At 72.8% G+C, this 23,251-nt stretch carries 25 protein-coding genes; 3 read left to right on the top strand and 22 right to left on the bottom strand.

Annotated elements, in window-relative coordinates:
- Positions 1 to 14 precede the first annotated feature (14 nt).
- Together glsA and AYO52_RS00415 are read right to left on the bottom strand one after the other, a co-directional pair.
- A complete protein-coding gene (gene glsA, locus AYO52_RS00420; RefSeq protein WP_067711597.1) occupies positions 15 to 947 on the bottom strand; it encodes a glutaminase A in 933 nt (310 codons plus the stop codon).
- Positions 948 to 996: 49 nt separating this feature from the next.
- Positions 997 to 1,452: a rhodanese-like domain-containing protein gene (locus AYO52_RS00415; protein ID WP_067711594.1), complete on the bottom strand. Its 456-nt coding sequence runs from the start codon at positions 1,450 to 1,452 to the stop codon at positions 997 to 999.
- A 285-nt stretch (positions 1,453 to 1,737) separates the two neighbouring features.
- On the opposite strand from AYO52_RS00415, the gene ygiD reads away from it, so the two are divergent.
- A complete protein-coding gene (ygiD, locus tag AYO52_RS00410; RefSeq protein WP_067711591.1) occupies positions 1,738 to 2,556 on the top strand; it encodes a 4,5-DOPA dioxygenase extradiol in 819 nt (272 codons plus the stop codon).
- Between the two features lie 252 nt (positions 2,557 to 2,808).
- Here the strand turns inward: ygiD and AYO52_RS00405 are convergent, their stop codons facing one another.
- From AYO52_RS00405 to ftsH, 11 genes are all read right to left on the bottom strand, one after another.
- Positions 2,809 to 3,579, bottom strand: coding sequence for a type III pantothenate kinase (locus tag AYO52_RS00405; RefSeq protein ID WP_067711588.1), 771 nt, complete (start codon positions 3,577 to 3,579; stop codon positions 2,809 to 2,811).
- Positions 3,580 to 3,595: 16 nt separating this feature from the next.
- Positions 3,596 to 4,021, bottom strand: a complete 426-nt coding sequence (gene panD, locus AYO52_RS00400; RefSeq protein WP_067711586.1) for an aspartate 1-decarboxylase — start codon at positions 4,019 to 4,021, stop codon at positions 3,596 to 3,598.
- Entirely contained in the window at positions 4,022 to 5,008 is a 987-nt protein-coding gene (gene panC, locus AYO52_RS00395; RefSeq protein WP_067711584.1) for a pantoate--beta-alanine ligase, read from the bottom strand. It abuts the gene before it with no gap.
- On the bottom strand, positions 5,005 to 5,958 hold the full coding sequence (locus tag AYO52_RS00390; protein WP_067711581.1) for a Rossmann-like and DUF2520 domain-containing protein: 954 nt from the start codon (positions 5,956 to 5,958) through the stop codon (positions 5,005 to 5,007). Before AYO52_RS00390 ends, panC begins: the two co-directional genes overlap by 4 nt.
- Before the next feature lie 159 nt (positions 5,959 to 6,117).
- Positions 6,118 to 7,401 carry a DUF6779 domain-containing protein gene (locus tag AYO52_RS00385; RefSeq protein ID WP_206473780.1) on the bottom strand — a complete coding sequence of 428 codons (1,284 nt, stop codon included), beginning with the start codon at positions 7,399 to 7,401 and terminating at the stop codon, positions 6,118 to 6,120.
- Positions 7,402 to 7,501: 100 nt separating this feature from the next.
- Positions 7,502 to 7,978, bottom strand: a complete 477-nt coding sequence (locus tag AYO52_RS00380) for a DUF3180 domain-containing protein (protein WP_067711578.1) — start codon at positions 7,976 to 7,978, stop codon at positions 7,502 to 7,504.
- Complete coding sequence (gene folK, locus AYO52_RS00375) at positions 7,975 to 8,505, bottom strand: 2-amino-4-hydroxy-6-hydroxymethyldihydropteridine diphosphokinase (protein ID WP_067711575.1); 531 nt, start codon at positions 8,503 to 8,505, stop codon at positions 7,975 to 7,977. Before folK ends, AYO52_RS00380 begins: the two co-directional genes overlap by 4 nt.
- A complete protein-coding gene (gene folB / locus AYO52_RS00370; RefSeq protein ID WP_067712089.1) occupies positions 8,502 to 8,912 on the bottom strand; it encodes a dihydroneopterin aldolase in 411 nt (136 codons plus the stop codon). The genes folK and folB overlap by 4 nt, the downstream gene beginning before the upstream one ends.
- Complete coding sequence (gene folP / locus AYO52_RS00365; RefSeq protein ID WP_067712093.1) at positions 8,912 to 9,730, bottom strand: dihydropteroate synthase; 819 nt, start codon at positions 9,728 to 9,730, stop codon at positions 8,912 to 8,914. The genes folB and folP overlap by 1 nt, the downstream gene beginning before the upstream one ends.
- A gap of 41 nt (positions 9,731 to 9,771) precedes the next feature.
- Positions 9,772 to 10,395 carry a GTP cyclohydrolase I FolE gene (gene folE, locus AYO52_RS00360; RefSeq protein WP_067711572.1) on the bottom strand — a complete coding sequence of 208 codons (624 nt, stop codon included), beginning with the start codon at positions 10,393 to 10,395 and terminating at the stop codon, positions 9,772 to 9,774.
- Positions 10,396 to 10,429: 34 nt separating this feature from the next.
- Complete coding sequence (gene ftsH / locus AYO52_RS00355; protein WP_067711570.1) at positions 10,430 to 12,925, bottom strand: ATP-dependent zinc metalloprotease FtsH; 2,496 nt, start codon at positions 12,923 to 12,925, stop codon at positions 10,430 to 10,432.
- A 146-nt stretch (positions 12,926 to 13,071) separates the two neighbouring features.
- Here ftsH and AYO52_RS00350 point away from each other — a divergent pair, with 146 nt between their 5' ends.
- A complete protein-coding gene (locus tag AYO52_RS00350; RefSeq protein WP_067712086.1) occupies positions 13,072 to 14,406 on the top strand; it encodes an amidase in 1,335 nt (444 codons plus the stop codon).
- Positions 14,407 to 14,444: 38 nt separating this feature from the next.
- On the opposite strand, the gene AYO52_RS00345 is transcribed toward AYO52_RS00350, so the two are convergent.
- From AYO52_RS00345 to dacB, 6 genes are all read right to left on the bottom strand, one after another.
- On the bottom strand, positions 14,445 to 14,681 hold the full coding sequence (locus AYO52_RS00345) for a DUF1059 domain-containing protein (RefSeq protein ID WP_067711567.1): 237 nt from the start codon (positions 14,679 to 14,681) through the stop codon (positions 14,445 to 14,447).
- Positions 14,682 to 14,768: 87 nt separating this feature from the next.
- Entirely contained in the window at positions 14,769 to 15,605 is an 837-nt protein-coding gene (locus AYO52_RS00340; RefSeq protein WP_067711564.1) for a sigma-70 family RNA polymerase sigma factor, read from the bottom strand.
- Positions 15,606 to 15,613: 8 nt separating this feature from the next.
- Positions 15,614 to 17,155, bottom strand: a complete 1,542-nt coding sequence (locus AYO52_RS00335; RefSeq protein ID WP_067711561.1) for an acyl-CoA synthetase — start codon at positions 17,153 to 17,155, stop codon at positions 15,614 to 15,616.
- A 70-nt stretch (positions 17,156 to 17,225) separates the two neighbouring features.
- The gene (gene hpt / locus AYO52_RS00330) at positions 17,226 to 17,783 is read right to left on the bottom strand and encodes a hypoxanthine phosphoribosyltransferase (protein ID WP_067711558.1); all 558 of its coding nucleotides are present in this window, start codon (positions 17,781 to 17,783) and stop codon (positions 17,226 to 17,228) included.
- Complete coding sequence (gene tilS, locus AYO52_RS00325; protein ID WP_067712084.1) at positions 17,784 to 18,755, bottom strand: tRNA lysidine(34) synthetase TilS; 972 nt, start codon at positions 18,753 to 18,755, stop codon at positions 17,784 to 17,786. It lies immediately after the preceding gene.
- Positions 18,756 to 18,828: 73 nt separating this feature from the next.
- Positions 18,829 to 20,223, bottom strand: coding sequence for a D-alanyl-D-alanine carboxypeptidase/D-alanyl-D-alanine-endopeptidase (gene dacB, locus AYO52_RS00320; protein ID WP_253701690.1), 1,395 nt, complete (start codon positions 20,221 to 20,223; stop codon positions 18,829 to 18,831).
- A 218-nt stretch (positions 20,224 to 20,441) separates the two neighbouring features.
- Here dacB and AYO52_RS00315 point away from each other — a divergent pair, with 218 nt between their 5' ends.
- Positions 20,442 to 20,954, top strand: coding sequence for an inorganic diphosphatase (locus tag AYO52_RS00315; RefSeq protein ID WP_067711556.1), 513 nt, complete (start codon positions 20,442 to 20,444; stop codon positions 20,952 to 20,954).
- A gap of 140 nt (positions 20,955 to 21,094) precedes the next feature.
- On the opposite strand, the gene AYO52_RS00310 is transcribed toward AYO52_RS00315, so the two are convergent.
- The 3 genes from AYO52_RS00310 to AYO52_RS00300 form a co-directional block, all read right to left on the bottom strand.
- Positions 21,095 to 21,958 (bottom strand): crotonase/enoyl-CoA hydratase family protein, encoded by an 864-nt coding sequence (locus tag AYO52_RS00310; RefSeq protein ID WP_082923654.1) that lies wholly within the window; start codon positions 21,956 to 21,958, stop codon positions 21,095 to 21,097.
- A 23-nt stretch (positions 21,959 to 21,981) separates the two neighbouring features.
- Positions 21,982 to 22,203 (bottom strand): PspC domain-containing protein, encoded by a 222-nt coding sequence (locus tag AYO52_RS00305; protein ID WP_067711554.1) that lies wholly within the window; start codon positions 22,201 to 22,203, stop codon positions 21,982 to 21,984.
- Between the two features lie 146 nt (positions 22,204 to 22,349).
- Positions 22,350 to 23,204, bottom strand: coding sequence for an SDR family oxidoreductase (locus AYO52_RS00300; RefSeq protein WP_067711551.1), 855 nt, complete (start codon positions 23,202 to 23,204; stop codon positions 22,350 to 22,352).
- Between the last annotated feature and the right edge of the window lie 47 nt (positions 23,205 to 23,251).

Here is a 23,251-nt window from a genome sequence, read left to right as displayed (position 1 = left end):
GCGACCCGTCGGCCTCAGGCCATGTCGAGGACGTGCAGCTCCAATCGGTCGGACAGCGCCTCGATCGCGGCGGCCGCGCGCACACTGTTGCCGTGCTCGTCCAACCTGGGCGAGTATGCGGCCACCCCGAGCCGGCCGGGCACCACCGCGAACAGGCACCCCGAGACGCCGCTCTTGGCGGGCAGACCCACCTGGTAGACCCAGTCCCCGGCCGCGTCGTACATGCCGCACGTGAACATCACACTGTTGGCGTAGCGCACCGCCCGTCGACCCAGGACCTGCTCACCGTCACCCGGCAGCCGCCCGCCGCCCGCGAACATCGCGGCCATGTGCGCCAGCTCGCGGGTGTCCACCCGGATGGCGCACTGCCGGCCGTACCCGGAGACCACCTGGTGGGGGTCGTCGGCCAGGGTGCCTTCCTCCGCGAGCAGATGCGCCAGCGCCTGGTTCCGGTGGGCGCTCCGGGCCTCGATGTCGATGATCTGCTGGTCGACCTCGACCTCCCGGCCCACGAGGCGGGAGAACATCACGCGGATCTGTTCGAAACGGGTGTCCTCGTCGTCGTCCTCCTCCCCCACGAGCGCGTGCGCGGCCAGCGCGCCGGCGTTGACGAGGGCGTTGGGGGCGCGGCCGGTGCCGGCCTCGAGGGAGATCTCGTTGAACGGGTCCCCGGAGGGTTCCACCCCGATCCGCTTCGCGACCACGTCGACGCCCTTCTGGTCCAGCGCGAGCGCGTAGACGAACGGCTTGGACGCGGACTGCAGGTCGAAGAGCGTCTCGTCATCGCCGGCCGAGACGACGTGGCCGTCCAGGTCGCAGACCGCCAGCGCGAGGGCGTCGGGGTGGGGGTGCTCGTAGTCGCCGAGGTGAGGGACGACGTCGCCGGAGGCGTCCTCCCGGACCTCGTCGAGGATCTCGGCCAGCAGGTCTGCGGAGATGTCCGTCATGGTGCGACCGTACCGGCGCCGGCGTGTCGACGCCCCCGGTCGACCGGGCTCAGTGGGCCGAGATGGCCGAGCGCTCCCGCAGCAGGTGGTCGGCCCCGGAGAGCAGGGCAAGCGCCCGGGCGGCCCGGAGCGCGTCGTGGCCGCCGTCCACCGCGCGGACCCCGCGGACGCCGCGCGAATGGAGCTCCAGGGCGAACAGTTCGGCGTCGAGGCCGTCGTCGCTGACGAGGACGACCGCCCTGCCGTCGGCGACGGCGGCGAGCGGCGCCGCCGATCGGGGGTCGAGGAGGTCGACGACGGGCCGGGCCTCCACCGCGACGGCGCCCGCGAGCACTCCCTGGCGCTCACGCTGGGCCCGGGACCGGATGTCGACGACGAGGGCGCCCGCACGGACCGCCGCGGGGTAGTCGCCGGCGGCGAGGGTGGTCGCGGCGCCCGTGCTGGACGACGTCGCCGGGGCGGGGGTTCCCGTCGTGGCGGAGGTGGTGCTGAAGCTGGTGGTCATGCGGTGCTCCCGGGAGGGGTGAGGGCGGCTGGGGTGTGGCGGGGGCCTGCCGGTCGGGGACACCTGTGCTGGACGCGCGCGGAGGCCACCGGACCGGCCGGGGGCATTCGTCGCGTTGTCATGCGGCCATAGTAGACAGACCGGTCTATCTACCGCAAGGATCGCTCGCGCACGGGGTGGGCACGCGGGGCCGGCGTGGCGGTCGGCGCACGGGGTCGGCGTGGCGGTCGACACTGGCGCCCGGCCGCGTAGTTGATGCATCATGTATGTGAGAGAAGGAGAACCATGACCGCCCCGACCGCCCCGACCGCCCCGTCCCCCTCGACCGCCCGACAGCCCGCCGTCTTCATCGGACACGGCGTTCCCCTCAACGCCCTCGAGGAGAACGAGTGGACCCGCCAGTGGGCCGCCCTCGGCGCATCCCTTCCCGAGCGGCCGCGGGCCGTACTGGCGGTGTCGGCGCACTGGTACATAGGCGCCACGGCGGTCACCGCGATGTCGGCGCCGCGCACCATCCACGACTTCTACGGCTTCCCCCGCGAGCTCAACGAGTTCGAGTACCCCGCCGCGGGCGCCCCGGAACTCGTGGACGAGGTGGCCGATGTCGTCAAGCCCACCTGGGTCGGCGCCGACCAGGACTCCTGGGGCCTGGACCACGGCACGTGGTCCGTCCTCACGCACGTGTTCCCCGACGCGGACGTGCCGGTGGCGCAATTGTCGGTGGACGCGTCCAAGCCGGCGGGTTACCACTTCGACCTGGGCACCCGGCTGGCCGCCCTGCGGGATTCGGGCGTCCTCGTGCTGGCCAGCGGCAACGTGGTGCACAACCTCGCGGCGGTGGACCCGTCGCTCGGCGACACGGGCACCGACTGGGCCCACCGGTTCGACGACCACGCCCGGGAGTTGCTCACCACGCGCCCCGAGGACGCCCTCGCGCTGACCGAGCACCCGGACGCCCGGCTGGCCGTGCCCACGGCGGACCACTTCCTGCCGCTGCTGTACACGGCGGGAATGGCGGCGGGCTCCGGCGAGACGCTCGACGCGTTCACCAGGGGCTACGCCTGGGGCTCGGTCTCCATGACCAGCTACCGCTCGGCGGCCTGAGCCCTGGGCCCCGGGCCCGGTCTCCCTCCCGCGTCCGGCGGCCGCGCGGGCCTGAGCCACGGCCCCGGCATCCGCTCGGCCGCCTGCTCGCCCCCCGACAGTCGCTTCTCTCGATGGCGTCTCGCGCGCCCCGCGGTGCAGGCCAGACGCCATCGCCGCGGGCGGCTGCGTTTCCGGCGGACAGGGGCGCGAGCGAGAGTCCATGCGCGGGAGCCCCTGCGTGCGAGGCAGGACCTCGGCGAGTTGCTCAGCTCAGGAATTCCTCTCGAACACCAACCGCAGGCCCTCCAGCGCCAGTTCGGGCTCGACGTCGGTGATGGTCCGGGATTCCTCCGCCACCACGTCCGCGCGCAGCCCCGTGAGGACGACGGAGGCGTCGGCGAGCTCGGGGACGTCGGTGCGCAGCCGGTCCACGAGTGCGTCGATCTGGCCGGCGAACCCGATCACGATGCCGGCCTGGAGTGCCGCGACGGTATTTTTGCCCAGCGCCCCCTTGGGTCGCACGACCTCGATCTTGCGCAGGGCGGCGGCGCGCTCGGCGAGGGCGTCGACGGAGATGTCGATGCCGGGCGCGATCGCCCCACCGAGCAGCTCGCCGCGGGCGGAGACGGCGTCGACGGTGGTCGCCGTGTCGACGTCGACGACGACGACGGGCCCCTCGAACAGCGTGTGGGCGGCCAACGCGTTGACCACACGGTCCGAGCCCACCTCCCGCGGGTTGTCGACCTTGAGCGGCACCCCGGTCTTCACCCCGGGCGCGACGACGACGGCCGGCAGTCCCGGCCAGTAGTCGGCGGCCATCCGGCGCAGTTCCCCGGTGACAGACGGGACCACGGACATCGCGGAGATTCCGGTGAGCTGCTGCGCGCAGTCCCCCAGCAGGCCGCGGATCGTCAGGGCGAGTTCGTCCGAGGTCACCGCCGGTGACGTGCGCATACTCCAGGTGCGCACGAGCGGCCCGCCGCCCGGGGGGAAGATGCCGAGCCGGATGTGGGTGTTGCCGACGTCGACGGTGAGCAGCATCTTCTGTCCGCGCTGCCTAGACGGCGGCGGGCTCCGGCACGCGGGGGTTCTTCAGACCCGAGCCCTCGGGCACGTCCGCGGGGTCGGTGCCCTCGGTGAGCATGCGGTTGTCGCCGTCGACGAACACCACGCGGGGGGAGTAGGCCCGCGCCTCGGCGTCGGACATCTGGGCGTAGGCGATGATGATGACCAGGTCGCCGGGGTGCACGAGGTGGGCGGCGGCACCGTTGATGCTGATCACGCCGGAGCCGCGCTCGCCGGTGATGGCGTAGGTGGTCAGGCGGGCGCCGTTGTCGATGTCGACGATGTCGATCTGCTGGCCCTCGAGCAGGTCGGCGGCGTCCATGAGGTCGGCGTCGATCGTGCAGGAACCGACGTAGTGCAGGTCGGCCTGGGTGACGGTGGCACGGTGGATCTTGGAGTGGAGCATGGTGCGCTGCATCTACTGGCCTTCCTCGAGGTCACGGGCCATCTCGGCCTGTTGGGCGGCGACGGTGGCCTCGGCGGCGGCGACGAAGCCGGTACCGATCGCCACGCCGACGTTGTCGATGAGTCTGGTGGTCCCGATGCGGGCCGCGACGAGAAGCCTGCCGGGACCCTCCTCCGGCGGTTCCCCGAGGTCCCCGGCGCGCAGCTCGAGGTAGTCGATCGAGATCTGCGGCCGCTCGTCCAGGACCGCGCGGGCGGCGTCGACGACGGCCCGGCGTCCGCCCTTCGCGGCGAACGTCCCCGCCACGAGGGCGGCGTTGAGGACGGTGGCCGCTTCCCGCTCCTCGGCGGACAGGTAGCGGTTGCGGGAGCTCATCGCCAGCCCGTCTGACTCCCGGATGGTCGGGACGCCGACCACGCGCACGTCCATGTCCAGGTCCGTCACCATCTGGCGGATGAGCACCAACTGCTGGTAGTCCTTCTCCCCGAAGAACGCCTGGTGGGGGGAGACGATGTTGAACAACTTGTTCACCACGGTGAGCATCCCGGCGAAGTGGCCGGGTCGCGCGGCCCCGTCGAGGATCTCACCGGTCGGGCCGGGCTGCACCGTCGTGCGGGGGCCGTCCGGGTACATGGTGGCCGCGCTGGGCGCGAAGACGAGTTCCACGCCGGCGTCGGCGAGCCGGGCCACGTCCTCGTCGAGGGTGCGCGGGTAGGCGTCGAGGTCCTCGCCGGGCCCGAACTGCAGCGGGTTGACGAAGATCGACACCACCACGACCGACCCCGGGGTGCGGCGGGCCGCCTCGACCAGCGCGAGATGCCCCTCGTGGAGGGCACCCATGGTGGGGACGAACGTGATCTGCTTGCCGACCTTGCGCAGCGACTCGGTGACCGCGCGCAGCGAGGACGGGTCGTGGTGAATGGTCAGCTCACCCCGGTTGTATCCGGTGTTCGGGCGACCGGGGACCGCGGTCCGGACCGCGAAGGTGGTGGGGGTCATCGAAGCTGCTCCGTGAGGTCGGGGGCCAAGAGGTCGGTCACGTCGGCTCCGGCCCCGACGCGGTCGGCGGTGCGCAGCGCGAGCGCCCGGTAGCCGGCGGCGATGCCCCCGTCGACGTCCTCGAGGGCATCGAGGTGACGGGAGACCGTGACGGCGTCACCGCGCATCACCGGACCGGTCAGGGCCGAGTCCCCGGAGGCCAGGACGTTGTCGAGGGCGGCCCGCAGGAGCGGCTCCAGGGTGCGGCGCGCGAGCGCCTCCGCGTCCTGCCCGAGCATGCCGTCGGGATCGCCCTCGACTCCGCCCCCGGGCAGGACGGCGAACGACGCGGCGAGCGCCTCGGCGGCGTCGTTCACGAGGGTGACGAGGTGGTTGGCGCCGTGCGCGAGGGCCGCGTGGTAGAGGGCCCGGTGGGATTCGGCGACGGTGACGGGCAGGCCACCGGTCTCCATGACCAGCATCTGGCCGACGACCAGTCCGATCTCGTCCGGGGAGGTGAGCGCCCACGAGCACCCCTCCATGCGGTCGATATCGGCCGCTCCCCCGGTGAAGGTCATGGCCGGGTGCGCGGCGACGACCACGGCTCCGGCGTCGGCGGCGGGGCGCAGGACCTCCGCGCCCACCGCGCCGGCCACGTGGACGACGATGTGGCCCGGACGGAAGGCGTTCGCGTCGGCGAGCTCGGCCACGACCCCGGGCAGGGCCGAGTCCGGCACCGCGAGGATGAGGAGTTCGCCCGCCGCCGCCGCGCCGGCGGGATCGGTGGTGCGGGCCTCGGGGAGGCGGCGGGCAGCGAGGTCCCGCGACTGCGACGAGCGTGCGACGAGGGCGGAGACGACGTGTCCCCGCCGCTCGAGCGCGGCGCCCACAGCGGTGCCCACGCGACCCGCGGACACGAGGCCGATGGACAGGCGGGCAGGGGGTGTTCCGGTGACGCCGTGGTCGGACATCTCAGGGTTCTCCAGTGCTCGATCCGTTCCAGGCCCACTCACTGATGGTGGGTCCCGGACATCTCGCAGGCGAGAGTAGTCGCGGCTGCGGCCACGAGCAGCATCGAGTGGCGTACTTCACACAACCGGTGCGAGGGGCGGCGCCACCGTCGGCGCGGCTCAGTCCTCCGCGCGACGGCGGCGGCGACCCGAAGTGGATTCGGACCCCTCCCCCAGCCGCGCCATGAGTTCTGCCACCGACAGACCCGAGCCCTCACCGTGGCGACTCGGCGAAGCCGACTCGGTGGCCGGGGCCTGCGTCGACTGCGACCGCGGCAGCGTGGCCGTCTCGCCGGCCGTGGCGGGCGACTCGTGTTTGCCGGCCTTCTCGGAGGGCGTGGGCGACTCGTGCTTGCCGGCCTTCTCGGAAGGGGTGGGCGACTCGTGCTTGCCGGCCTTCTCCGAGGAGCCGGACGCGGCCGCGCCCCCGGACGCCGCCGGGGATCCCGACGCGGCGGTCTTGTCCGACGTGGCGCCCTCGACGGCCGACGCCGCGGGCCGGGAGCTCGTGCTCGTGCTCGTATTCGCGGGCGTACGCGCGGGCTCGGGCGAGCTGGCGGGCTCGGGCCGTGCCTGCGGTCGCGAGGTGGCGCCGGAGCCGAAGCCGGAGCTGCTGCCGGCGCTGCTGCCGGCACCGGAACGCGCATCGCGCGCGCCGGACGTGGGGCGCACCGCCGGGCGACGGGGATCCCCCGTCGGCGTATCCGACCGGGACTCCCGATCGGAGACCGGGGACAGTCGCTCGGTCCGCTCGGTGCTCGGGGTGGCGTCCGGACCGACGCCGGAGGCCGATGATGCGGGGGACCGCGTCGCGCCGGAAGCGGAACCGGGACCCGCAACCGGGCCGGTGTCCGATCCCGGGGCACGCCGACGGGGCGACACCCGCTCGGACGGGACGGACGGCAGCGACGATCCCGCACCCAGCTGCCCGGCGGGGCCGAGCCCGCCGACCGCGAAGCGGTCCTCGGGGAGACTGACGCCCAGTGCGCCGAGCTGCTCGCGCAGCGCCGCGATCTCCTGCCGCAGTGCGACGATCGAGTCACTGGTCTCGGCGCGTACCGAGGCCCGCAGGTCCCGCTCCACGACGAGCTCGTGCTCCCGGCGGGCGGAGATCTCCCTCTCGAGCTGCAGTTCGTAGACGGTGTGCAGGTCGCGGACCCTGGCGGCCTCGGTGGCGGCCTGCCGCCGGTACCGGGCGACGAGGAACGCGCCGATGAACGCGGCCCACAGTGCGGAGAGTGTCCCGATGCGCATCCAGACGGGATTGTCGGAGAAAACCATCACGATCGTGGCGATGAGCGCCAGGAGGAGCAGCACCCCCAGGGCGATGTTCGCCAGTCCACGATCGTCGCCTCGCGCGGGGCGAGCTGACCGGGGCTTGTCCATCGCGCCGTCGGAACTCATGCCCCGCATGATACGCGGAGAATCACGGGTCACACGGGTAACCAGCGCGTGTCTGCGGTAACGGGGGCGGGCGTGAGAGGACCGGTCCGGCCCGGGCCCCTCAGGCGGGGTCGGCGAGGCCGCCGTTCTCGTCGTCGTCGGGGGGCGTCTCACACGCCGATTCGAGGAAGAGTCCCGCCGCCACCAGCACCGCGCCGGACACCAGGACGGCGACTGATGCGGGCAGCTCCGCGCCCGCCACCGCGAGGTCGCCGAGCCGTGACAGGAAGAACAGCGTCAGCCCGGCCCCTGCCCCGGCGCCCGCGGCGCCGAGCACGGCGGAGGCCTGTCCGAGGGCGGCGCTGCGGGCGATGGTGAGCGGGTGCATCTGGCTGCGGTCCTGCCCGACGCCGCCGTCGGAGATCGCGGCGCGGATCCGCAGGGACAGCAGCACGTCGACCACCGCGATCGCCACGAGGGTCACCCAGCCGAAGCCGATCGGGGTCACAGCGCCGAGGAAGGACCCGGTGAGAACGTAGGCGGCCACCGCCGCGACGAGCGCCACCAGGACGAGGGTGGACTTCGCGACACGCGTCATGTCACTCCCCCCGGGCCGCCGGGAGCCAACGGATCGGGCAGCCGGCGCACCGCGGCGACGTCCCCGGGATCGAGCGCGTCGAGACACTCCCGGACCGGCACCCCGTCCAGCCGGGCGGCCGGGTCGATCTCCAGCCACGGGACCATCACGAAGGCCCGCTCGGCCGCGCGGGGGTGCGGCAGCGTGAGCCCCGGGTCGTCGGACGCCACCGGCTCACCGTCCAGCTCGGCGGTCACCACGTCCACGTCGAGGGTCCGCGGACCCCAGCGCACCTCGCGGGTCCGGCCCGCGGCCCTCTCGCGGGCGAAACCCCACTCGAGGACGTCCGTCGGGGAACCGGGATGGTCGACGACGAGGACGGCGTTGAGGAAGTCGTCCTGCTCGACGCCGCCCCACGGCGGGGTGGCGTACACCGACGAGACCGCGCGCAGGATGCCGTCCGCGGCCGCGGCGTCGACGACCCCCCGCAGCAGCGAGAGAGCGTCCCCCTGGTTGCCGCCGATCGACAGCACCGCCCGGCAGCTCACCGCTCTCCCCCCGCGGCGGCGCTCCCGCCCGCGCGCGAGCGGTGGGCCACGACGGCGACGTTGGCGAACTCCGCCGGGATCGGCGCCTGGGGCTTGTGCAGGGTCACCTCCACCGCGTCCGCACCGGGGGCCATCTCCATGATCCCGTCGGCGATCCGCGAGGCGACGGTCTCGATGAGGTCGAGCGATGGTCCGGCCACCACATCACGGGCGAACAGGGCCAGCGCCCCGTAGTCGACGGTGTCGGCCAGGTCGTCGGACGCGGCGGCGGCCGTGAAGTCGGTCCACAGGACGAGGTCGACCAGGAAGTCCTGGCCGTCCCGCTTCTCGTGCTCGAAGACCCCGTGCGTGCCGCGCACCTTCAGGCCCCGCAGTTCGATCCGGTCGAGTTCGCTGCGATCCGCCATCAGTTCACCCCCGCCCGTCCGGCGGCCCACGCGGCGGCCACCCGCACCGCGTCCGCACTGGGGGCCACGTCATGGACCCGGACCGCCCACGCGCCGGCGGCGGCGGAGAGCGACGTGATCGCGGCCGTCGCCGGATCGCGGCCCGCCACCTCGCGCGGCCGGGCGTCCGATCCGGGCAGCAGCGACCCGAGGAATCGTTTGCGGGACGCGGCGACGAGTACCGGGAACCCCAGCTCGGTCAGTCGGTCCAGCCCGTGCAGCAGCGCCCAGTTGTCGTCGGCGTCCTTGGCGAAGCCGAGGCCCGGGTCGAGCACGATGCCGGCGGCGTCGACCCCCGCGGCGATCGCGGCGTCGGCGCGGCGGGCCAGGTGGTCGCGCACCGCACCCACGACATCCCCGCCGTAGTCGGATCGGCCTCCCGCGCCGGCGCGGTACTCGTCCGGAGACACCCAGTGCATGAGGATGACGGAGGCGCGGTGCTCGGCCACGACCCTCAACATGTCGGGGTCGGCGAGCCCGCCCGAGACGTCGTTGACGATCGCGGCGCCCTCCTCGAGGGCACGCGACGCCACCCCGGCGCGCATCGTGTCAACCGAGACCGGCGCGAGGCCGGACACCGCACGGACCAGCGGGACGACCCGCTGCTCCTCGTCCGACTCCTCGACGCGGAGGGCGCCGGGCCGGGTGGACTCCCCACCGATGTCGATGAGGTCGGCGCCGTCGGAGACCATGCGTCGGGCGTGCGCGACGGCATCGTGATGCGCGAGGTGGCGCCCACCGTCGGAGAAGGAATCGGCCGTGACGTTGAGGACGCCCATCACCGCGCACCGGTCCGGGCGGGGCAGCAGACCGGGCGCGCTCACGTCCCGCGCAGGAGGCCGAGCGCCTCCGCCCTGGTGGAGGCGTTGGTCCGCATGTTGCCGCGGACGGCCGAGGTGGTGGTGACCGCCCCCGCCTTCTGGATCCCCCGCATCGACATGCACAGGTGCTCGCACTCGATCACCACGAGCACGCCCGAGGGCGCGAGCCTGTCGACCAGCGCGTCGGCGACCTGACTGGTGAGCCGTTCCTGGACCTGGGGCCGCTTGGCGTAGAGATCCACCAGTCTGGCGAGCTTGCTCAGACCGGTGACCGCCCCGGACTGTCCCGGGATGTAGCCGATGTGGGCGACGCCGTGGAAGGGCACCAGGTGGTGTTCGCAGGTCGAGTAGATGGGGATGTCCCGCACCAACACGAGCTCGCGGTGGTCCTCGTCGAAGGTCCTGGACAGCACCTCCGACGGGTCTGTGTACAGCCCGGAGAAGACCTCGCGGTAGGCCCTGGCCACCCGCGCGGGTGTGTCCTGCAGCCCCTCGCGCTCCGGGTCCTCGCCCACAGCGATCAACAGCTCGCGGACCGCGGCCTCGGCGCGCTCGGCATCGAAGACCCGCCCCGTGGGGAGCGACCGGGCATCGGCGGCGGGTATGTGGTCAGGCGTCGTCATTCATTCCTCTTCTCGCACGGAGTCGACCGTGCGGTCAGTCCTCACGTTCCCACGGCGCACGCCAGTCGGCGTCCTTGTCCTCACGGCGGTGCGAACCGCGGTCCACGGCGCCCGGGGTCGACCCGCCGGACGCGTCGCCGTCACCGCCGTCGCCCACCGCCGACCACGCCCGGGTCGGGGCCTCGGACGGCCCCTCGCTCCGACCGGCCCGTTCCGGACCGTCAGCGCTCCCGGAGCCGTCGTTCCTCTGCAGGCCCTCGGGCGCGGCCGGCAGGCGGGTGGTCTCGGCCCCGCTCGGCCCCCGGTCACCGCGGTGCGCGGGCTGACGCGGGGGCCAGCCCGGCGCCGACCAGCCCGGGGGCGGCGGCGTGCCGTAGGCCGGGATACCGGTCGGACGCTGCCCGCCGCCGGCGGGCACGCCACGGCCCGAGCCGCCACCGGGCATCCCCACAGGGGCGCCCACGCCGTTGCGGTCACCCCCGTCGTCGCCGGGGCCGTCCGCCTCGCCCGGATCACGGGCGTCCTCGGCGTCGCGGCCGGCCGGGAGGACCGGCATAGCGAACGGATCGGTCACCGGCGGGGGCCACGGCTCGCCACGCTCCTTGGCCAGTTCCCCCGGGGTCTTGATGGGCGGACGGGCCGACGGGATGCGTCCACCGAAGTCGTCGAACTCGGTGATCCGCGGCCGCTTGACCACGTCGGCGAACAGCCTCTCGAGGTCGTCCTGCCGCAGGGTCTCCTTCTCGAGGAGTTCGCCCGCGACCGCGTCGAGGATGTCGCGGTTGGACTCGAGGACCTGCCAGGCCTCGGTGTGGGCGGAGTCGATGATGCGGCGCACCTCGTCGTCGATGATCTTGGCGACCTCGGGCGAGTACTCCCCCGCCGCGGAACCGCCGCGGCCGAGGAACGGGTCCCCGCCCTCGCCGCCGTACTTCACCGCACCGAGCTTCGCGCTCATGCCGTACTCGGCGACCATCGTCCGCGCGATCCGGGTGGCCTGCTCGATATCCGAACTGGCGCCCGAGGTGGGCTCGCCGAAGACGTACTCCTCGGCGGCGCGGCCACCCATCGCCATGACGACGCGGGCGATCATGTCCGCCCGGGTCATCAAGGACTTGTCGTCCTCGGGGACCACCAGTGCGTGACCACCGGTGCGCCCACGCGCGAGGATGGTGACCTTGTGGACGGGCTCGAGGTCCTCCATCGCCCACGCCGCCAGCGCGTGGCCGGACTCGTGGTACGCGGTGACCTTCTTCTCGTGCTCGCTGATCACACGGTGCTTGCGGCGGGGTCCGCCCACCACCCGGTCGGTGGCCTCCTCGAGGATGTCGATGTCGATCTCGTCGCGACCCAGCCGGGCCGCGAGCAGGGCGCCCTCGTTGAGCACGTTGGCCAGGTCCGCGCCCGACATCCCGATCGTGCGCCTGGCCAGCGAGGTCATGTTGACGTTCTCGGCCAGCGGCTTGCCCGCGGAGTGGACGGCGAGGATCGCCTCGCGACCCTTGAGGTCGGGATTGGTCACCGGGACCTGGCGGTCGAAACGGCCCGGCCGCAGCAGCGCCGGATCGAGGACGTCCGGACGGTTGGTCGCGGCGATCATGATGACGGTCTCGCGGTCGCTGAACCCGTCCATCTCGACCAGGAGCTGGTTGAGCGTCTGCTCGCGCTCGTCGTGGCCGCCCCCGGTGCCCGAGCCACGGTGCCGGCCCACCGCGTCGATCTCGTCGACGAACACGATGCAGGGCGCGTTCTGCTTGGCCTTCTCGAACAGGTCACGCACCCGCGAGGCGCCGACACCGACGAACATCTCGACGAAGTCCGAACCCGAGATTGAGTAGAACGGCACCCCGGCCTCACCCGCGACCGCGCGGGCCAGCAGGGTCTTGCCCGTTCCGGGCGGGCCGTAGAGCAGCACACCGCGCGGGATCTTGGCGCCGAGACGCTCGTAGCGCGCCGGGTTCTGGAGGAAGTCTTTGATCTCGTTGAGTTCCTCGACCGCCTCATCCTCGCCCGCGACGTCGGCGAACGTGGTCTGGGGCATGTCCTTGGTGAACTCCACGGCGCGCGACTTGCCCACGCCGAACAGTCCGCCCTTGCCGCCCTGCATGCGGGACATGAAGTAGAACAGCAACCCGAACAGGATGAGCATCGGCAGCAGGAACGACAGCATCTGCGACAGGAAACCCTGCTGGTTGACCGCGGTGTCGTACTTCTCCGGCTCCGCCGCGGCCACCCGGTCGAAGACCTGGTCCGCCGCCCGCTCCGGGTACTTGGCGAGGAGCTTGTCGGTCTCGTCCGCACCGTCCTCCGGGGCGATCGGGGTCTCGAGCGTGAGCCGGAGCTGCTGCTCCCGGTCCTCGATCAGCGCCTCTTTCACGTTCCCCGCGTCGACCTGCGCCAACGCCACCGACGTGTCGACCTCGGCGTAGTCGCGGTCATCTCCTGTGAAGAACGAGAAGCCGACGATCGCCAGGATGATCACGCCCGCGATCGCGACGTTGCGGAAGACGGTATTGCTCTTGCGTTCCATTCGGTCCTCGTGTGGAAGGACGGCCCAGCCGGTCGACGGGCCCGGTCGTGCATCCGACTTCGTCGGTATCACCCCAGGCTACCCGCCGAGCGGGTCCTCCCACCGTGATGATCGCCATGGGCGGACACCGCCGGGGTCGTACGATCATGGCCGTGACCACCGACCCCCTCTCCGCCGCCGAGACCGCCGAGGCCGTACGCACCGGTGCCGTCGGCGCGCTGGCCACCCTCGACGCGGCTTTCGACCGGGTGGGCGACCTCGACCCCTCGCTGCACTCCTTCACCTCCCTGCTGCGAGCGGACGGCCGCGCGGCCGGGGCCGCCGTCGACGCCGCGAGCCCGGCCGACCGTGCGGCACTGCCCCTGGCCGGGGTACCGCTGGCCGTCAAGAGCACCGTCACCCTGGACAACCCGGTCGTCGCCCCCCTGCTGGCCGCGGGCGCGGTGCCGGTGGGCATCACCGCGGCACCCCAGTTGTGCGCCTGGGGGATGACCGATTCCGACGCCCACGGCATCACCCGCAATCCGCGCGACCTCGCCCTGTCCGCCGGCGGGTCCTCCGGGGGGTCCGCGGCGGCGGTGGCCTCGGGCATGGTCCCGCTCGCGGTGGGTGACGACGGGATGGGGTCCCTGCGCATCCCCGCCGCGGCGTGCGGGATCGTCACCATCAAGCCGGGGCCCGGCGTCGTCCCCACCCGCCTGGCCGGCGACAACTGGGGCGGCCTGGCCGAATCCGGTCCGCTGGCCAGGACCGTCGGCGACGTCGCGCTGGCCCTGTCGGTGATGGCCGGTCGTCCGGAACTCGCGGACGTCGGACCCGTCCCCGGCGGGACGCGTATCGGCATGTCCGTGGCCAGCCCGATCCGGCTGGGCCGCGATCTGGTGCGCATCCACGCGCCCTGGACGCGCGCGGCCCGGGAGGCCGCGGAGGTGCTGCGGGGGGCCGACCTCGTCGTCGTCGACACCACCCTGCCCTCCCCCACCGACCCCGTCCTCTATCTCGCGCGCTGGACCACCGGCGTCGCACGGGCGGCGGAGGACGAGAACCTGCCCCTGTCCGCGATGGAGCGACGCACCCGGCACCACGCACTGCTCGGCCGGACGGTCTTCCGGCGCGGCGGCGCGGGAGACGGGGACACCCGCTGGAACCGTGGCGTGGAGACGCTCCGCGCGGAGGTCGAACGGGCGATGGACTCGGCGGGGATCGACGTGTGGCTCACCCCGTCGCTGGCGGACGTGCCACCCGAGGCGACCGACTGGCACCGACGCTCCTGGGGCCGGTCATTGTGGGCGTCGATGAGGTTCTCCCCGTTCACCCCGCTGGCCAACGTGCTCGGTTGGCCCGCCGTGTCCGTCCCGTGCGGTACCACCCACACCCCCCTCGGCCGGGTCCTGCCCACCTCGGTCCAGCTCGTCGGGCGGCCCGGTTCGGAGGCGACACTGCTCGCGCTGGCGGCGGTGATCGAGAGCGGCGGTCGCTGACACTGGCCGGCAGGGGCGGGTCGGCGGGCCGCGTGGCGTCAGTCCTCCGGCAGGTCGGCGAACCTCTTCTTGACGTCCCGGTACCACCCGAGTGACTGCCGCGGCCGCCGCCACCGGCTCTTCATGTCCTCGCGCGCCGGCACGTGGGCGTCGTCGCCGGCCCCGACGCGCTCCTTGAGGTGGGCGTCCTGGGCGTTGATCACCTCGTCCGCGGTGTCACCGCGGTGCGGCAGATCGCAGGGCCCACCCAGGTCCTTGCAGGTCATGGTCTTCATGGGGTCGATCCTCCCTGTCCGGGCGACACCGGAGCGCGTCGCCTCACCTTGATGACGAGCGGGCGGCCGGAAGTGTGACCGCCCCGCTCATCTCGGCTCGCCGTCGCTGCGGCGGCGGATCGCGGCGAGCACGTCCGGGTCCGCACGGAAGTCGATGCGGCTGACCACGCCGCCGGCGATCCGGAAGTCGAACGCCACCCGGGCCACGCCGCGATCGAACCAGGCCGCGCCCGGCCGCCCGTGGACGAACACCGGCAACGCCGCGGCGGCGGCCCCGTTGAAGAACTCCGCCACCGCGTCGCGGCCCTCGATGCCGGCCGGGGTACCGAGGCCGACCGCGATCGGATCACCGGCCACCACCACGTCCGGCGCGAGGAGACCGAGCAGCCGGGTGAACTCACCGTTGCGTGCGGCGTCGAGGAAGGCGTCGACGACGAGCCAGTCCGCCTTCTCGACGCCGGGACCCGCTACCGCGAGCTTCGCGCGCGCCCTCGACGCCTGTTTGCGAGCCGCGGCCGGTGAGCAGTCCAACACGTCGGCGATCGTGGCGAAGTCGACCGAGAACGAGTCGTGCAGCACGAACGCCACCCGCTCGGCAGGGGCGAGTCGGTCGAGCACGACGTGCAGTGCCGCGCCCATCGACTCCGCGAGGAGCACCTCGTCGGACGGGCCCGGATCCGGTGCCGGACTGTCGACGGGCTCCGTCGGGGGCGGGACGACGGCCTTGAGCCGATCCAGGCAGAGGCGGGTCACGACGGTGGTGAGCCACGCCGGGAGTGAGTCGACCGCCCGGGTGTCGGCCCGCGCCAGCCGGAGCCACGCCTGCTGGACCACGTCCTCCGCCTCCACCGGGTCACCGAGCACGCGGGCGGCGATCCGGACGAGCCGGGGTCGTTCACTCTCGAATTCGGAGGTCCGGTCCATACCCCTCGCTAGGCGCTCGTGTACTGCTGCACGATCCGGCGCTTGACCAGCTTGCCGGTGGGGGTGCGGGGCAGTTCGTCCACGAAGTCCAGGCCCCGCGGGATCTTGAAGTCGGAGATCTTCCCGCGCAGGGCGCCGAGGATCTCGTCGGCGAGGCCGGGGTCGCCCGCACGGTCGGCGGCCGGTACCACCACGGCGTGCACCCTCTCGCCCATCTCCTCGTCCGGGATCCCGATCACGGCGACGTCCTCGACCGCCGGGTGCAGGACCAGGGCGTTCTCGATCTCCTGCGGGTAGATGTTCACCCCGCCCGAGATGATGGTGAACGCCTTGCGGTCGGTGAGGTAGAGGAAGCGGTCCTCGTCGAGGTAGCCCACGTCGCCGAAGGTGGACCAGTTGGGGTGCTCGGGGTGGAAGACGGACGCCGTCTTCTCCGGGTCGCCGTGGTACGAGAACGTGCCCTCGTCCTGCTGCCAGTAGATGGTGCCGATCTCGCCGGTGGGCAGCTCGTTGCCCTCCTCGTCGCAGATGTGCGCGATGCCCTTGAGTCCGTCGCGACCCACCGAACCGGGGCGTTCGAGCGCCTCCTGCGAGTTGATGAACGTGATGCCCATGCCCTCGGTGGCCGAGTAGTACTCGTGGATCACCGGGCCCCACCACTCGATCATCCGCCGCTTGACCTCGGGCGCGCACGGCGCGGCGGCGTGGATCGCGTGGGTCATGCTGGACACGTCGTAACGCGCCCGCGTCTCCTCCGGCAGCTTGAGCATGCGCACGAACATCGTCGGCACCCACTGCGAGTGCGTCACCCGGTACTCCTGGATGAGCCGCAGCGCCTCCTCCGCGTCGAAGCGGTCCATGAGGATCACGGTCCCGCCGACGGAGTTGACCACGCCGCAGAACCGCAGCGGAGCCGCGTGGTACAGCGGTGCCGGGCACAGGTAGACACTGTCGGCGTCGAAGGCGTACAGGAAGCTGAACACCGGCGTGTAGCTGTCCGGCACCTCGTCGATCTGCCCTTCGGGCGGGTCGACGCGCACGCCCTTCGGCCGGCCGGTCGTGCCGGAGGAGTAGAGGAAGTCGTGGCCGCGGGGCTGGTCGGCGGGCGGCTCGGTCGACCTGCCCTCGAGCAGCGTCCGGTAGTCCTCGAACCCCTCCAGCGCGCCGCCGAACACCACGCGGTGCTCCACGCCCGGATGCGCCTCCGGGGAGACGTCGACGTGGTCGGCGACCGGGGCGGAGACGAACAGCGCCCGGGCCCCGCAGTCGCCGATGATGTACGACGACTCGTCCGCAGTGAGGTGGTGGTTGATGGCCGCGATGTACAGGCCGCAGCGCAGCGCCCCCCAGTAGATCTCCAGCATCTCCAGGGTGTTGTCCGAGACCACGGCGATCGTGTCGCCGGGACGCAGCCCCCAGTCGTCGGTCAGGAGATGCGCGAGCTGCGCGGAACGCGCCTCGAGCTGGGCGTACGTGATCTGCTCCCCCGTCGCCGGGCGGATGGCCGCGGGCTTGTCGGGAGTGGTGGCGGCGAAGGTTCCTGGAAACATGCTGCCAGACTAACCGCTGAACGTGATCTGGATCACGAATCAGACAGACACGTGTCCAGCAGTCGTCGCGTCAGGAGTACATGCGCGGGTGCAGCCTGCCGATGTACGGCAGATCGCGGTAGCGCTCGGCGAAGTCGAGGCCGTAGCCCACGACGAACTCGTTGGGGATGTCGAACCCGATCTCGAGGATGTCCAGGTCCGCCTTCACCGCGTCGGGCTTGCGCAGCAGGGTGACGATCTCCAGCGACCGCGGGTTGCGGGTGCGCAGGTTGCGCATGAGCCAGGACAGGGTCAGCCCGGAGTCGATGATGTCCTCGACGATGATCACGTCACGGTCGGCGATGTCGCGGTCGAGGTCCTTGAGGATCCGCACCACACCGGAGGAACTGGTGGAGGAGCCGTACGAGCTGACGGCCATGAACTCCATCTCGGACGGGATGGGCAGGGCCCGGGCGAAGTCGGAGACGAAGATCGCGGCGCCCTTGAGGACGGCGACCAGCACGACCTCCTTCTCGACGTCCGCGTAGCGCTCGCCGACGGTGGCGGCCATCTCGGCGATCCGCTCGCGGATCGACTCCTCGTCGAGCAGGACCGATTCGATCTCGTCCGCGTACTTGTCCGTGGTCATCTACGTCCCCGCTCCGCTCGCCCGGTCGTTCTCCAGGACCACCTTTCCACGTCGGCGCCGGGCGACCAACCTGGCCGAGGGCCCCGCCCCACCCGCGCCCGCGGGCCCGGTGCCACCGACCGCCACCCCGCCCTGCCCGCGCCAGTCGGTGACGAGCGCGGCCACCGCCGTCAGGTGCGCGTACGTGGGTGAGGTGACTCCCCGCGCCAGCAGCCAGCGGCGCAGGACCCGGGTCAGCACGGCCGTCGACAGGGGTTCCAGCCGGCTCACCTCCAGGGCGCCGTCGTCGCCGACGGGCACGGCCGCCGCGAGACGCTCCAGCTCGTCGTCGTCGACCCCCAGCAGTGACGCGGTGCGCGCCAACCCCTCCGCGACACCGCCACCCAGCACGTCCTCGAGCAGCGGCAGGACCTCGTGCCGCAGGCGCACCCGGGTGAACGCCGGGTCGGTGTTGTGCGGGTCCTCCCAGAACCCCAGGCCGAGGTCGCGGCACGCGGCGCGGGTGTCGGCGGCGCGGACCCCCAGCAGCGGGCGCCCCCACGGTGCGTCCCACGGCGCCATCCCGCGCAGCGAGCGGGCGCCGGAGCCGCGGCCCAGCCCCAGCAGGACGGTCTCGGCCTGGTCGTCGAGGGTGTGGGCGAGCAGCACGGGCCGTCCGCGGCGCGCGGTGTCGAGCGCGGTGTAGCGCGCCGCGCGGGCGGCGGCCTCGGGGCCGGAACCCCTCTGATCCACGACGACGACGAGGACCTCCGCCTCTGCGCCGAGCCCGCGGGCCGCGGCGGCCGCGTCCCGGGCCACGGCGTCCGACCCCTCCTGCAGACCGTGGTCCACCACGAGGGCGGTCACGGCGGCGAACTCGGCGGTGGCCGCGGCGGTCAGCGCCAGCGAGTCCGCTCCCCCGGACAGTCCGACGCACACCTCGTCGCCGAGCTCGGGGTGGGCGCGGCGGAACGCCCGCAGCGCCGCGCGCACGGTCCAGGCCGGGCCGGTCCAGGCCGGGCCGGGCCGGTCCCCACTGGTCCGGGCGGGGTGCCGGCGAGCGGGGTCAGCGGCAGCCACAGGCGCTGATCTCGGCGGCGATCCGGTCGAGGACCGGGCGCGCGACGGCGGGGTCGGTGCCGGAGGACAGCAGGGCGAAGCTCATGGTGCGGCCGTCGGTGCTGGTCACCGAGCCCGCGAGGGTGCTCGTCCCGGCGAGGGTGCCGGTCTTGGCGCGCACCCAGCCGGCGCCGGCGGCGGCGGGGCCGGTGAACCGGTCAACCAGCGTCCCCGACCCGGCGGCCACGGGCAGGGTGTCGAGCAGGTCGCGCATCTCGCGGGTCGCGTCGGGTGCGGAGGCGGTGCGCAGGACGTCGGTGAGGACGGCCGCCGAGATGCGGTTGCCGTTGCTCATGCCGGAGCAGTCGTCCAGGCGCACCCCGGACATGTCGAGGCCACGGTCGGTGAGCGTGTCGAGCACGGCGGCGGTCCCGGCGGCGAAGTCGACCGGACCGTCCGGGTCGCGGTCCAGCGCCACCTCGCGGCAGATCGCCTCGGCCAGCACGTTGTCGGAGTGCACGAGCATCGAGCGGAGGCGATCGGTGAGCTCCGCCGACGACACCCTGCCCAGCTCCTCGGTCGTCTCCACCGGGTCGGAGGCGACCAGCACGCGCTCCGGGTCCACGCCCAGTTCGCGGGCCAGGGCCCTGCCGGCCGCGAGGGCGGGTTCGGTCGTGCGGGGCGAGTACTCGTCGGCCGGGTCGAGGCGGCCGGAGTCGAGCATCCACGCCTCGATGGGCGCGATGTTGCCGGCCGGGATCTCCGACGGGGGCCAGCCGGGGCCCAGCCGCGGCCCGGTGTACGGGCCCGGGTCCACGACGATGCGCGCCGGGGCGAGCCCGGCGTCGCGGACGACGTCGGCGGCCTGGGTGAGCGTGGCCGCGCCGGGGAAGAGCGGTCCGGGCTCGGCGCCACCGGACATGGTGGGGTCGCCGCCGGGGACCACGACGAGGGTGTCCGGCTCGGCGCCGCGGGCGAGGACCGTGTCGACGCGGGTGTCGCCGGGCAGTCTGCTCAGCGCGGCGACCGCGGTGAGCAGCTTGGTCGTGGACGCGGGGACCTTGGCGTCGCGAGGGCGGCGCTCCCACAGGACCTGTCCGGTCGCGTCGTCGACCACGCTGGCGGTGAGGTCGCCGACCGCCGGGGACGCCGCGAGGGGGCCGAGGATCTTCTCGAGGGCGGCGGGGTCCGGCAGGGGCGCCGAGTCGTCCGCCGCGTGCAGTCCGGGGTTCAGCTCCGCCGTGGTCTGCGCGGGGGCGCCGACGACCGCGCGGACGTCGTCCTCCACGTCGGTGAACAGCGCCGCCGCGACGAGCCCGGCGACCAGGAGTACGACGACGACGAACACGACCCCCGCCCGCCACACGAGCCCACGCCCGCGCCACACTCCGCGCTCGGTCACTCGTGCCCACCCTCCCGGACGCTGTCGCCTCCACTGTCACCGCCACCGGTCGCCACCGGCGGCTGCCGACGCTACCCTCGCCTGCCGTGCGTCGGACCCACGCTAGTGGCCCGCGTGACGGCGGCCACCCCCGGCGCCGGGGCCGCCTACTAGAATCGGCCCGGATTGTCCGGGAGAGCCGTCCCGGGTCCGGAGAATGACGATTTGTGAGGTAGCCCGTGACCGTCGAAGTGACCATCGAGATCCCCAAGGGTTCGCGTAACAAGTACGAGATCCACCACGAGACCGGCAAGATCTATCTCGACCGTTTCCTCTTCACCTCGATGGGCTACCCGGCCGACTACGGCTACATCGACAAGACCCTCGCCGACGACGGTGACCCCTGTGACGCCCTGGTCCTGCTCGACGAGTCCGTCTTCCCCGGCGTGATCGTCAAGTCGCGCGTCGTGGGCGTCTACACCATGTCCGACGAGGCCGGTGGCGACGACAAGCTGCTGTGCGTCCCCGCCCTGGACCCGCGCTGGGAGCACATCCAGGACGTCGACGATGTCCCGGACTTCGAGCTCAAGGCGATCGAGCACTTCTTCCTGCACTACAAGGACCTCGAGCCGGGCAAGCACGTCACCCCGGGCGAGTGGCGGGACAAGGCCCATGGCGAGAAGCTCATCGCCGAGGGCCTCGAGAACTTCACCGAGCACCCCGAGGAGAAGGCCGAGCCCTTCCGCGGCTGACGCCGTCTGGCCCGGCGCCAGGCCCGGCACGCGTGCGGTGCCGTGCCTGGCGCCGGGCCGGGACGCCGAGAAGAGCATTTCGCTCGTATCGCCCGAGTAGCGAGGTGCGAAACACTCTTCTCGGCGGACGGGGCGCGCGGTCAGCGGCCGGTGTACCTCGCCTCGCGCTTCTCCAGCGTCGAGCCGATGGCCTCCATCATGTCCGCCGAGGCCAGGAAGCCGGCGTTCCACGTGGCGACGTAGCGGTTGGACTCGTAGATCGGCCCCTCGATCGCCCGGTTGAGGACCTCGCGGGTGCCGCGGACCACCAACGGCGGGTTGTCCGCGATCTCGGCGGCCGTGGCGTGGGCCGAGTCCAGCACCCCGGCGGCGTCGTCGGCGACGTGCGTGACCAGCCCGTAGCGCAGCGCGGTCTCCGCGTCGATGTCGCGCCCGGTCAGCGCCAGCTCGCGGGTCAGCCCGGAGCCGATGATGTACGGCAGTCGCCCGAGCGAGCCCATGTCGGCGACGATGCCCACCTTGACCTCGCGGACCGAGTAGCTCGAGTCCGCCGAACCGTGGCGGACGTCGCAGGCCGAGATGAGGTCCATGCCGCCGCCGATGCAGCGACCCTGGATCGCGGCGACGGTGGGCGTCCTGGCCGACGCGACGGCGTCGACGGCGCGACGCATGTTCTCCACGAAGTCCAGGATGCGCTCGTTACGCGAGGCGTCCGGGGTCGTGTCCTCGGGCAGGAACTCCATGAACTGCGGCATCATCGCCATCAGGTCCAGGCCGTACGTGAAGTTGCGGCCCTCGCCGGCGAGCACGACGGCGCGGACCCCGGGGTCGGCGTCGAGCTCGGCCATCACGCGGGGCATCTCGGCCCAGAAGTCCGGGCCCATCGCGTTGTTGCGCCCCGGGCCGATCAACGTCACCTGGGCGACGTGCGGGTGACGGGCACCCTTCTCGATGCGGACGGAAGCGTACTCGCCGGGAGCGGCTGAGGTGTCTGGAGTGCTCATGGCCCCAGCCTGCCACGGGCCCCTCAGGCGCGGACTCGCGAGGCACGGGAATCGGGCATGACGAACCACAGGATCACGTAGATGAGCAGCTGCGGACCCGGCAGCAGGATCGAGGCCACGAACAGGAGGCGGACCAACGCCGGGTCCAGCCCGAAGTAGTCGGCGAGCCCACCGCACACGCCGCCGATCCAGCGGTCCTCCGACCGCATCAGTCGCTTGGGCCCGGAATCTGGGGAGTAGGTCATGACGTCACACCTCGTCGTCGTCGGGAAAGGGGGATCGGGGACCTCTCCCCGGTGACCTCCACTCTCCTCCCCGAGCACCCGCTCCGCATCGGGGAAAGACCCGATTCTCAGACCCTGATCCGGCGTCGGGGTGCGGTCCGCCCGGTTCAGGTGTGGAACTCGCCGCAGTCCACCGTGAGGGTCTGGCCCGTGACCGCGGAGGCGGCGTCGGAGAGCAGGAACAGCACCGGGTCGACGATCTCGCGCTCGGAGGGCAGGCGCCGCAGATCCATCTTCTCTGCGGTGTGGGCGTAGACGTCGTCGACCGTGCCGCCGTACTTGGTGGCCAGGTGCTCGAAGTACGCCTTGAGCGTCTCGCCGTAGATGTACCCGGGCGCCACGGTGTTGACGCGGATGCCCCGCGGGCCGAGCTCGGTGGCCAGGGAATGGCCCAGCGCGACGAGGGCGGTCTTGGCGATCTTGTAGCCCGCGTAGCGCTCGCGGGAGTGGTGGATCACCGCGGAGGCCATCATGACGACGGATGCGCTGGCGGGGGCCGCGCCTGTGGCGGAGTCGGCGGCGGCAGCGGAGCCGGCTGCGGTGCCGGTGGCGGGAGCGGCGCCGGCCTCGAGCAGCGGGGTGAACTCCTGCGTGGTGCGCAGGGCGCCGAGCACCGACAGGTCGATCCCGCGGGAGATCTGGTCGTGGTCTGTCTGCGCGAGCGGCTTCATGCTGGGCACCGCGAACGCGCTGTAGACCAGACCGTGCACCGCATCGGTGTGACCCTCCACCGTCTCCCGCAACGCTCGCACCGACTCCGGGTCGGTGGCGTCCACGGCCGCGGCGATCGCGCTTCCGCCAGCCGCACGGACCTCCTCGGCGATCTCGACGACCCGCGACTCCGTGCGGGCGGCGACGACCACCGTCGCCCCCTGTGCGGCGGCCTGCAGGGCGAGCGTGCGGCCGAATCCCGGACCCGCTCCCACGATCACGACGGTCTTGTTGCTGAGGATCTCTGTCATCCGCCTCACTTAACCAGCCCCGGGTGACCGCGGCGGGCAGTTCACCT

Origin of the sequence: Dietzia sp. 111N12-1 (assembly GCF_001658045.1) — a bacterium.
Lineage (GTDB): Bacteria > Actinomycetota > Actinomycetes > Mycobacteriales > Mycobacteriaceae > Dietzia > Dietzia kunjamensis.
This window is presented reverse-complemented; position numbering and strand designations above follow the sequence as displayed.

Excerpts from the sequence above, each read along its gene's own strand:
- glsA (WP_067711597.1), bottom strand. The coding sequence starts at position 947 with ATGACGGACATCTCCGCAGACCTGCTGGCCGAGATCCTCGACGAGGTC.
- AYO52_RS00415 (WP_067711594.1), bottom strand. The coding sequence starts at position 1,452 with ATGACCACCAGCTTCAGCACCACCTCCGCCACGACGGGAACCCCCGCC.
- ygiD (WP_067711591.1), top strand. The coding sequence starts at position 1,738 with ATGACCGCCCCGACCGCCCCGACCGCCCCGTCCCCCTCGACCGCCCGA.
- AYO52_RS00405 (WP_067711588.1), bottom strand. The coding sequence starts at position 3,579 with ATGCTGCTCACCGTCGACGTCGGCAACACCCACATCCGGCTCGGCATC.
- panD (WP_067711586.1), bottom strand. The coding sequence starts at position 4,021 with ATGCAGCGCACCATGCTCCACTCCAAGATCCACCGTGCCACCGTCACC.
- panC (WP_067711584.1), bottom strand. The coding sequence starts at position 5,008 with ATGACCCCCACCACCTTCGCGGTCCGGACCGCGGTCCCCGGTCGCCCG.
- AYO52_RS00390 (WP_067711581.1), bottom strand. The coding sequence starts at position 5,958 with ATGTCCGACCACGGCGTCACCGGAACACCCCCTGCCCGCCTGTCCATC.
- AYO52_RS00385 (WP_206473780.1), bottom strand. The coding sequence starts at position 7,401 with ATGAGTTCCGACGGCGCGATGGACAAGCCCCGGTCAGCTCGCCCCGCG.
- AYO52_RS00380 (WP_067711578.1), bottom strand. The coding sequence starts at position 7,978 with ATGACGCGTGTCGCGAAGTCCACCCTCGTCCTGGTGGCGCTCGTCGCG.
- folB (WP_067712089.1), bottom strand. The coding sequence starts at position 8,912 with ATGGCGGATCGCAGCGAACTCGACCGGATCGAACTGCGGGGCCTGAAG.
- folP (WP_067712093.1), bottom strand. The coding sequence starts at position 9,730 with ATGGGCGTCCTCAACGTCACGGCCGATTCCTTCTCCGACGGTGGGCGC.
- folE (WP_067711572.1), bottom strand. The coding sequence starts at position 10,395 with ATGACGACGCCTGACCACATACCCGCCGCCGATGCCCGGTCGCTCCCC.
- ftsH (WP_067711570.1), bottom strand. The coding sequence starts at position 12,925 with ATGGAACGCAAGAGCAATACCGTCTTCCGCAACGTCGCGATCGCGGGC.
- AYO52_RS00350 (WP_067712086.1), top strand. The coding sequence starts at position 13,072 with ATGGCCGTGACCACCGACCCCCTCTCCGCCGCCGAGACCGCCGAGGCC.
- AYO52_RS00345 (WP_067711567.1), bottom strand. The coding sequence starts at position 14,681 with ATGAAGACCATGACCTGCAAGGACCTGGGTGGGCCCTGCGATCTGCCG.
- AYO52_RS00340 (WP_067711564.1), bottom strand. The coding sequence starts at position 15,605 with ATGGACCGGACCTCCGAATTCGAGAGTGAACGACCCCGGCTCGTCCGG.
- AYO52_RS00335 (WP_067711561.1), bottom strand. The coding sequence starts at position 17,155 with ATGTTTCCAGGAACCTTCGCCGCCACCACTCCCGACAAGCCCGCGGCC.
- hpt (WP_067711558.1), bottom strand. The coding sequence starts at position 17,783 with ATGACCACGGACAAGTACGCGGACGAGATCGAATCGGTCCTGCTCGAC.
- AYO52_RS00310 (WP_082923654.1), bottom strand. The coding sequence starts at position 21,958 with ATGAGCACTCCAGACACCTCAGCCGCTCCCGGCGAGTACGCTTCCGTC.
- AYO52_RS00305 (WP_067711554.1), bottom strand. The coding sequence starts at position 22,203 with ATGACCTACTCCCCAGATTCCGGGCCCAAGCGACTGATGCGGTCGGAG.
- AYO52_RS00300 (WP_067711551.1), bottom strand. The coding sequence starts at position 23,204 with ATGACAGAGATCCTCAGCAACAAGACCGTCGTGATCGTGGGAGCGGGT.